This window comes from Sphaerisporangium sp. B11E5, assembly GCF_039871875.1.
GTDB lineage: Bacteria > Actinomycetota > Actinomycetes > Streptosporangiales > Streptosporangiaceae > Sphaerisporangium.
Window position 1 is genome coordinate 103,850 of the sequence record NZ_JBDPMD010000026.1, and the last position, 8,127, is coordinate 111,976.

Annotated in this window: 11 protein-coding genes; 9 read left to right on the forward strand and 2 right to left on the reverse strand. The window is 73.0% G+C overall.

Annotated features, from left to right (window positions below; all coding sequences use genetic code 11):
* Positions 1-237 precede the first annotated feature (237 nt).
* Genes ABGB17_RS22885 through ABGB17_RS22900 form a run of 4 tightly spaced genes read left to right on the forward strand, consistent with a single transcriptional unit; the run spans position 238 to position 3,716 of the window.
* Positions 238-762 carry a hypothetical protein gene (locus ABGB17_RS22885; RefSeq protein ID WP_347632772.1) on the forward strand — a complete coding sequence of 175 codons (525 nt, stop codon included), beginning with the start codon at positions 238-240 and terminating at the stop codon, positions 760-762.
* Positions 763-769: 7 nt separating this feature from the next.
* Entirely contained in the window at positions 770-1,819 is a 1,050-nt protein-coding gene (locus tag ABGB17_RS22890; protein ID WP_347632774.1) for a peptidoglycan-binding protein, read from the forward strand.
* On the forward strand, positions 1,816-2,526 hold the full coding sequence (locus tag ABGB17_RS22895; RefSeq protein ID WP_347632776.1) for an ABC transporter ATP-binding protein: 711 nt from the start codon (positions 1,816-1,818) through the stop codon (positions 2,524-2,526). Before ABGB17_RS22890 ends, ABGB17_RS22895 begins: the two co-directional genes overlap by 4 nt.
* Positions 2,523-3,716, forward strand: a complete 1,194-nt coding sequence (locus ABGB17_RS22900; RefSeq protein WP_347632779.1) for an ABC transporter permease — start codon at positions 2,523-2,525, stop codon at positions 3,714-3,716. Before ABGB17_RS22895 ends, ABGB17_RS22900 begins: the two co-directional genes overlap by 4 nt.
* A 65-nt stretch (positions 3,717-3,781) precedes the next feature.
* Here the strand turns inward: ABGB17_RS22900 and ABGB17_RS22905 are convergent, their stop codons facing one another.
* Together ABGB17_RS22905 and ABGB17_RS22910 are read right to left on the reverse strand one after the other, a co-directional pair.
* On the reverse strand, positions 3,782-4,435 hold the full coding sequence (locus ABGB17_RS22905) for a response regulator transcription factor (protein ID WP_347632781.1): 654 nt from the start codon (positions 4,433-4,435) through the stop codon (positions 3,782-3,784).
* Positions 4,432-5,976 carry a sensor histidine kinase gene (locus ABGB17_RS22910; protein WP_347632783.1) on the reverse strand — a complete coding sequence of 515 codons (1,545 nt, stop codon included), beginning with the start codon at positions 5,974-5,976 and terminating at the stop codon, positions 4,432-4,434. The genes ABGB17_RS22905 and ABGB17_RS22910 overlap by 4 nt, the downstream gene beginning before the upstream one ends.
* Positions 5,977-6,087: 111 nt before the next feature.
* Between ABGB17_RS22910 and ABGB17_RS22915 the strand changes: the two genes are divergently transcribed.
* The 5 genes from ABGB17_RS22915 to ABGB17_RS22935 all read left to right on the forward strand — a co-directional run.
* Complete coding sequence (locus ABGB17_RS22915) at positions 6,088-6,282, forward strand: DUF1918 domain-containing protein (RefSeq protein WP_347632785.1); 195 nt, start codon at positions 6,088-6,090, stop codon at positions 6,280-6,282.
* A 10-nt stretch (positions 6,283-6,292) separates the two neighbouring features.
* Positions 6,293-6,700, forward strand: coding sequence for a secondary thiamine-phosphate synthase enzyme YjbQ (locus tag ABGB17_RS22920; protein ID WP_347632786.1), 408 nt, complete (start codon positions 6,293-6,295; stop codon positions 6,698-6,700).
* Positions 6,701-6,834: 134 nt separating this feature from the next.
* A complete protein-coding gene (locus ABGB17_RS22925) occupies positions 6,835-7,263 on the forward strand; it encodes a DUF3052 domain-containing protein (protein ID WP_347632788.1) in 429 nt (142 codons plus the stop codon).
* 108 nt (positions 7,264-7,371) lie between these two features.
* Positions 7,372-7,830 (forward strand): peroxiredoxin, encoded by a 459-nt coding sequence (locus tag ABGB17_RS22930; protein ID WP_347632791.1) that lies wholly within the window; start codon positions 7,372-7,374, stop codon positions 7,828-7,830.
* Between the two features lie 56 nt (positions 7,831-7,886).
* Positions 7,887-8,127 (forward strand): hypothetical protein (locus tag ABGB17_RS22935; RefSeq protein WP_347632805.1); only part of this gene is annotated, 241 nt, incomplete at its 3' end.

Sequence of the window (8,127 nt, forward strand, 5' to 3'; positions counted from 1 at the left end):
CCAGGTGTGGCCTAGACCACCGATGGTAGGACGTTTTCCCCACACAATGACAAATCGCATCTAAGCACGGGGCTTCGCCCACCCGGCGCAGGGGTCGCCTCCGGGTGCCCCGCACCCTTCTGCCTCCCCCGCCGGAGGGACTCCCAACCCCGCTGCCGCGCGATGTGCTGCGGGGTCGTCGGCACGAGCCTTGATGGTACGGCTCCCCGGGGGCCGTCCAGACCGGAGGCTCCACTGATGAAACGTACAACCCTGATCTTAACGGCGGCGGCCGTGCTGGCGGCGGGCGCGGCCGGCTGCGCGTCCCCCGCCGGCGGGGCGAACGCCGGCGCGAGCCCGACCCCGACGGCGTCGGTCGACGAGTTCGCCACCCTCAAGGAATTCGCCAAGTGCGTGCGCGCCAACGGCATGCCCGGCTTCCCCGACCCGGTGCGCCAGGCCGACGGCAGGATCAGCTTCCCGGTCCCGGAAGGCCGCGGCAAGCTGCCGTCCAACAGGGCGACGGAGGCATGCAAGTCCATCCTGCGCAAGATCCCCGGGATGAAGGGCGAGACGGTGCCGCCCGCCGAGCTGGCGAAGATGCGCGAGTTCTCCAAGTGCATGCGGGACAACGGCCTGCGCGACTGGCCCGACCCCACCACCGAAGGCGCCTTCCCGCTGCCCAAACGGCTGTACGACCTCGGCAAGCGGGGGTTCGTCGACCAGCTCAAGAAATGCCGGGGCATCCTGCCCGGCAAGGGCCTCCACGTGACGGAAGGGTGAGCCGTCGATGCCCAAGGTCGTCGGCGTCTCCCTGGCCGGCATCGTGGTCCTGGCCGTCGCGGGTGGCGGCTGGGTCCTGCTGCGTGAACCGCCCCCCGCCGCCACCGCCGCGCCGCCCGCGGGCGGCACCGTCCCCGTCACGGTCGGCAACGTGGTGCAGCGGCAGCAGGTCAACGGCACCCTCACCTACGACGGCGCGTACACGGTCACCGGCCACGGGGGCACCGTCACCCGGCTGCCCGCGATCGGGGCCACGGTCAGGCGAGGCCGCGCCCTGTACGAGGTGGACGGCCGCCGGGTGCCCCTGCTGTACGGCGCCCGCCCCGCCTGGCGGGCCCTGCGACTCGGCATGACCAACGGGGTGGACGTGCTGCAGCTGGAGCGCAACCTGCGGGCCCTCGGCCACACCGGTCTCACCGTGGACCGCCACTACGACCTCGGCACCTACTGGGCGGTGCGCCGGTGGCAGCGCGCCGCGCGCCTGCCGGTCACCGGGGCCGTTCCCCTCGGGCAGGTGGCCTTCCTCCCCGGGGCCGTCCGGGTCACCGGCCACGACGTGAAGACGGGGCAGCCCGCGTCCGGGCAGGTCCTGCACGGCACCGGCGCGGCGCCCGTGGTGACCATGGACCTCGACCCCGCCGTGTCGCCGTCCCTGCGCCGGGGCGACCGGGTGCGCGTCACCCTGCCCGACGGCGACACCCGCCCGGGGCGCGTGACGCGGATCAGCGGGGTCGCGCAGACGGTGCAGCCGGACCAGGACGTGGGGGAGGCGTCGTCCACCATCCCGGTCACCGTCCGGCTGTCGGGCAAGCGGTTCCGGATGCTGGACCAGGCGCTGGTCCAGGTGGACATCACCACCGAGGAACGCGAGAACGTCCTCACCGTGCCCGTGGTCGCCCTGCTCGCCCAGCCGGGCGGCAAGTACGCCGTCGTGACGGTGACCGGCGGGCGGCGGGCGGCCGTGCCCGTCGAGGTGGGCCTGTTCGACGAGGTCGCCGGGACCGTCGAGGTCACCGGGGTCACCGAGGGCACCATGGTGGAGGTGCCGGCCGGATGAGCGTGACGGATGTCACAGACCACGCGGTCCTGCGGCTGTCGGAGGTCTGGAAGGTGTACCCCGGTGAGCCGCCCGTGGAGTCGGTGCGCGGCGTGTCGCTGACCGTGCGGCCCGGCGAGATGCTGGCGCTGCTCGGGCCGTCCGGCTCGGGCAAGTCCACCCTGCTCCACCTCATGGCCGCCCTGGACCGCCCCACCTCCGGGTCGGTGCGCCTCGCAGGGCACGACGTCGGCGCGTACCGCGACCGGCGGCTCGCCGGGCTGCGGGCCTACCACGTGGGCGTGGTCTTCCAGCGGTTCTTCCTGCTCGAAGGCCTCACCGCGCTGGAGAACGTGGCGACCGGGCTGCTGTACCGCGGCGTCTCCCGGGCCGAGCGGCGGCGCCTCGCCGCGGGGGCGCTCACCGGGGTGGGGCTCGCCCACCGTGCCGGGCACCGCGCGTCCAAGCTGTCCGGCGGGGAGCGGCAGCGGGTCGCCATCGCCCGCGCCCTGGTCGGCCGCCCGGCCGTCGTGCTGGCCGACGAGCCCACCGGCAACCTCGACTCCGCCTCCGGGGCCGGGATCATCGCGCTGCTGCGCGAGCTGAACGGTCACGGCGCCACCCTGGTGGTCGTCACGCACGACACCAAGGTCGCCGACGCCTGCCCGCGCCGGGTGGAACTGCGCGACGGCGTCGTCGTCGGCGACTCCGGGGAGGTGGGCGCATGAGCGAGGTCAGCAGGATGCGGGGGGCCGACCTGCTGGCGGCCGGCACGCTCGGGCTGCGGTCGCGGCCGCTGCGGGCCGTGCTGTCCGCGCTCGGCATCGCGATCGGCGTCGCGTCGATCGTCGCGGTGCTCGGGGTGACGCGGTCCAGCCAGGCGGCCCTGCTGGAGCAGATCGACCGGCTCGGCACCAACCTGCTCACCGTGGCCAACGGCAGGGAGATGGGCGGGGCCGAGGCCACCCTGCCGGCGGACGCCGGCAGGATGATCCGGCGGCTGCCCGGGGTGGACCACGTCGCCCCCACCACCCGGCTGAACGGGCCCGGCGTCTACCGCAACGACATGATCCCCGTGGGGCAGACCGGCGGGCTGGACGTGCGGGCCTGCGACGCGGCCCTCCTGCCCACGCTGGACGGGCGGGTGGCGAAGGGGCGGTTCCTGGACGCCGCGAGCGCCGCGTACCCGGTGGCGGTGCTCGGCCACGAGGCCGCCCGCGTGCTCGGCATCACCCGGGTGGACGCGACGACCCGGGTGCGGCTCGGCGGCCACTGGTTCGCCGTCACCGGCGTCCTGGAGCCGCTGACGCTGGCGCCGGAGATCGACCGGGCCGCGCTGGTCGGGTTCCCCGTGGCCGAGCGGCTGCTCGGGTACGACGGCTACCCGAGCCGGCTGTACGTGCGGACCGCCCAGGACCGCGTGGAGGCCGTGGCCGGGTTGCTTGCCCCCACGACCAACCCCGCGTTCCCCGAACGGGTGGACGTGAGCCGCCCCTCGGACGCGCTCACCGTCCGCCTGTCGGTCGCGGAGGCCGGCGCCGCGCTGTTCCTCGGCCTCGGGGCCATCGCGCTGCTCGTGGGCGGCATCGGGGTCGGGAACATCATGGTGATCTCCGTCCTGGAGCGCCGCGGCGAGATCGGCCTGCGCCGCGCGCTGGGCGCCGCCCGCCGGCACGTGGCCGCGCAGTTCCTGGCCGAGTCCTTCCTGTTGTCGGCCCTGGGCGGCGCCGCCGGGGTCCTGGCGGGTTCCCTGGTGACGGCCGGCGTGGCCCGTCAGCGAGGCTGGGCCGTCCTCATCCCCCCCGAGGCCCTGTGGGGCGGCCTGGGCGTGGCCCTGGCGGCAGGCGCCCTGGCCGGCCTGTACCCGGCCCTCCGCGCCGCCCACCTCCAGCCCACCGAGGCCCTGCGCTCCCTGTAGCCGGCCTGCGCACCCACGGGACACCCACCGGCCAGGCCGGTGGGTGTCCCGTGTGCTTCCCCCGGTCAGCCGTCGGGGTCCAGCAGGGCCTCGTCCAGGGGGACGAGGCCCTGCTGGAGGCCCACGATGGCGGCCTGGGTGCGGTCGGTGACGCCGAGTTTGGCGAGGATGCTCGACACGTGGGTCTTCACGGTCTCCCGGCCCAGGGACAGGGAACGGGCGATCTCGACGTTGGAGCGGCCCCGCGCGAGGGCGGTCAGCACCTCGCGCTCGCGGGGGGTGAGGACGGAGAGCGGGTCCGGCCGCTCGCCGCGCATGCGGCGCACCAGCAGGCCCGCGATGCGGGGCTCGAGCACGCTGCCGCCGTGCGCGGCGGCCCGCACGGCCTCCACCACCCGGTCCACCGCGGTGGTCTTCGGCAGGTACGACAACGCGCCGAGGCGGATGGCTTCCAGGATCCGCTCGTCCTCGTGGAAGGAGGTCAGCACGATCACCGCGGGCCGGTCGTCCCCGAGACGGCGCAGCACGTCCAGGCCGTCCATGCCGGGCATCACCAGGTCGAGCAGCATCACCGACGGGCGCAGCGCACGCGTCAGCGCCAGGGCCTGCTCGCCGTTGGCGCACTCGCCGGCCACCTCGACGCCGTCCTCCTGGTCCAGCACGAAACGCAGCCCCTGACGCACCACCTCGTGGTCGTCCACGATCAGCACCCGGATCACGGGACCTCCACCGGGACCGGCAGCGGCACCGACGCCGTCACGACGGTGCCCGCACCCGGCCCGCTGGTCACCGTGAACGTCCCCCCGAGTTCCTCCACCCGCTCCCGCATGAGCTTCAGGCCCATCCCGTGGCTCGGCGACGGCGGAGCCGGGTCGAACCCCCGGCCGTCGTCGGCGATCCGCAGCCGCACCTCGTCGTCCGCGCCGCTCAGCCGCACCTCGACGGCGCCGGGGGACCCGTGCTTGACCGCGTTGCCGAGGGCCTCCTGGGTGAGGCGCAGCAGCGCGTGCTCGGCGGCGGGCGGCAGGACGACCTCCTCAAGCGCGGTGCGGACGGTGATGCCGAGCCGGGACTCGTACGCCCGGCACAGTTCCTCAAGCGCGGGGATGAGCCCGGCGTCCTCCAGGGCCACCGGGCGCAGCTCCAGCAGCAGGGCCTGCATCTCGCGCAGGGTGCGCGCCGCCGTCCGCTCCATGGCCTCGGACTCGCGGCCGAGCTCCGCCGGGGCGGCCCTGCGCATGCCCGCGGCGAGCAGGCTCAGCGAGAACAGGTCCTGCGAGATGGAGTCGTGCAGCTCGCGGGCGATCCGGGCCCGCTCGGCCTGGCGGGCGTCCACCCGCGCCGTGTGCCGCTCGGCCTCCACGGCGGCGCCGAGGCGTTCGGCCATCCGGTTGAAGCCGTCCTCGAGCCGGCTCACCTCGTCGTCGCCCCGCACGGCGACCCTGGGGGTGAAGTCCCCCCCGGCCACCGCCGTCGTGACCGCGGCCAGCCGGGTGATGCGGGAGATCAGGCCGCGGGTGCTGAGCATGCCGAACACCACGCCCACCGGCACCACCAGCGCGAGCACGAGAACGCCCGGCGCGAGCAGAGGGGCGATCGCGTCCATGATCGGGAGCACCCGCAGATCCACCGGCGCCTGGACGTAGACGAAGCCGACGGTCTTGAGGTTCTTGATCGGCTTGTCCGGGCCGATGCTCGTCTTGCCGTCGGCCGGCGCCTGCTCCGCCGCGCCCGGCTTCGCGTCGATCAGCACGGAGCCGGACGCGGCGAGGACCGGGCTCACCCACCACACGGCGGTGCCGAGCGGCGTCTCGCCCTTCCCGCCCAAACCTTCCGGCATCTGCCCCTGCGTGGCGGCCAGCACCGACCCCGGCGCGTACACCTCGGCCGCCGTGCTGCCCACGACGCGCCCGGTGGAGTCGGTCAGCACCTCCACCGCCCCGGACGTTCCGCTGAAGGGCAGCTCACGCGCCTTCGGGTCATCGGCGCCGAAGCCGGTCTCCGCCGCCGAGGTCTTCATCGCCACGAGCAGCGCATTCCACTGGTCGAGGCCCGGCGAGAAAGCGTTCACCTTGCCGAGCGTCGCGCCGATGACTTTCGCGTCCTTGCCGGCCTGGTACTGCACCCGGCGTACCAGGTCCGACCCGGATTCCGAAGTGATCACCAGCCCGAGCAGGACGCTCTCCACGATCAGCACCGCCGCCGCGGTGACCAGCACGTAGGACGCCGCCGTCCGCGCCCGGAGCCCGAACCGCCACATCCTCGCAGAGTAACGTTTCAGTACTTATTTCCCCTCCCTCTGCCGGGGGAGGGTCCCCTCCTCTTCCCGCCGGGCATGAGGTCGTACGAGTCTTGAGGGAGGAGGAAGAAGGTGTACGCGACCATAGGGGATCGTCTCGTCGTGCATGGGACGACGGTGGGGCACCCGGACCGGCCGGGACTGATCATCGAGGTTCGCGGGCCGGACGGATGCCCGCCCTACGTCGTACGTTTCGACGACGGGCACGTCGGATTGGTGTTCCCCGGGCCGGACGCGATTGTCGTCCCAGCTCAGCGGGGATCATAAGATCCGTCAGGTGAGATCTCAGACGTTCGAGGTGAATACCGGAAGCACGGAAAGGGTGCACGACATCACCCGGAGGTGCGAGGAGTTCGCCCGGTCCTGCGGGGGAGACGGGCTGCTGCACATCTTCGTCCCGCACGCGACGGCGGGCGTGGCGGTGCTGGAGCTCGGGTCCGGCAGCGACGACGACCTCCTCGCCGCGCTGCGGGACCTGCTGCCGGCCGACGACCGGTGGCGGCACGCCCACGGCTCGCGCGGCCACGGCAGATCACACGTCATGCCGGCGCTGATCCCGCCGTACGCCACCGTTCCGGTCATCGACGGGCGGCTGGCGCTCGGCACGTGGCAGTCTGTCGCGATCGTGGACCTTAATATCGACAACCCGGAACGACGTGTTCGTTTGTCGTTTTTGTCGAACTAACAGATAACGGTGCGGGTCACCGGCCGTGGCGACCGTTGACGACGATGGGTCACAGCGTGTGGACTGTGCCGAAGCGGCCTCGCGGAGGCCGGTGAGCCGCATACGTGCGGGCCATCCAAGCAGGAGGGACAAACGTGAGCGCGACCGCGGGTCAGGCGCAGGGCGAGCGCGGCCTGGCCGAGCGACTCGGTCTGAAGCCGGGTCAGGTGGTGCAGGAGATCGGCTGGGACGAGGACGCCGACGAGGAGCTCCGGCAGTCGATAGAGGAGCTCACCGGCAACGAGCTTGTCGATGAGGACGCCGAAGACGTCGTCGACGTGGTGCTCATGTGGTGGCGTGACGGCGACGGGGACCTGTTCGACGCCCTGAGCGACGCCATGACCGGGCTGGCGGACGGAGGGCAGATCTGGCTTCTCACGCCCAAGGTGGGCCGGGACGGCCACGTCGAGCCCAGCGACATAGGGGAGGACGCCGCCACGGCGGGCCTCTCGCAGACCAGCAGTGTCAGCGCGGCCCGGGACTGGTCGGGGACGCGTCTCGTCGCGCCCAAGGGACGCCGCTAGAGACTTCCTCCTCCGCCGCCATCCCTGCCGTACGGCTGACCTGGGCCGTACGGCAGACGGATGTGCCCGGGTGGTCCAATGTTCATCGTGTGTGGGGAGAGTACCGGCATGGCGGTCGACGTGGGCGACATGGCCCCGGACTTCGCGCTGAGAGACCAGCACGGCGCGCCGGTCAGGCTCGCCGACTTCCGGGGTAAGCGTGTCGTGCTCATGTTCTACCCGCTGGCCTTCAGCGGGGGATGTCACGGAGAGCTGTGCGCCATCCGCGACGACTTCCTGGTCGCCGCGCCCCCCGACGTCCAGGTGCTGACGGTCTCCGTCGATTCCATGTTCAGCCACCGGGCCTGGGCGGACCGGGAGAAGTTCACCTTCCCCCTGCTGTCCGACTTCTGGCCGCACGGCGCGGTGGCGCAGGCATACGGTGTCTTCGATGTGGACAAGGGCTTCGCTGTGCGGGGCACCTTCGTCATCGACGGCGAGGGCGTGGTCCGCTGGAAAGCGGTGAACCCCGTCGCCACGCCGCGCGACATCTCCGAGTACCTCCAGGTGCTCGACGAAATCTCGTAGTGCGGGCCGCCGACTCACAGCCGGCGGCCCAGGCGAGGACGAAGGCGGTGGCGACGATGCCCTGCTACCGATGCGGGATCCGCCAGACGGACCCGATCCGAGGCGCGAGCCCCTGGCGCCGCGCCGTGCGCCACGACTCCCAGGTCCTGATCTGCCCGGACTGCCAAGGCGATCACGACCTCGACCTGGACCGCTGCACCGAGTGCGGCTCCACCACCCTGCTCTGCCGCCTAGGAGAAATAGAATGCCGCACCTGCGGCACCACCCGCCCCACCGGCACCACCCCCCCTCCCACCC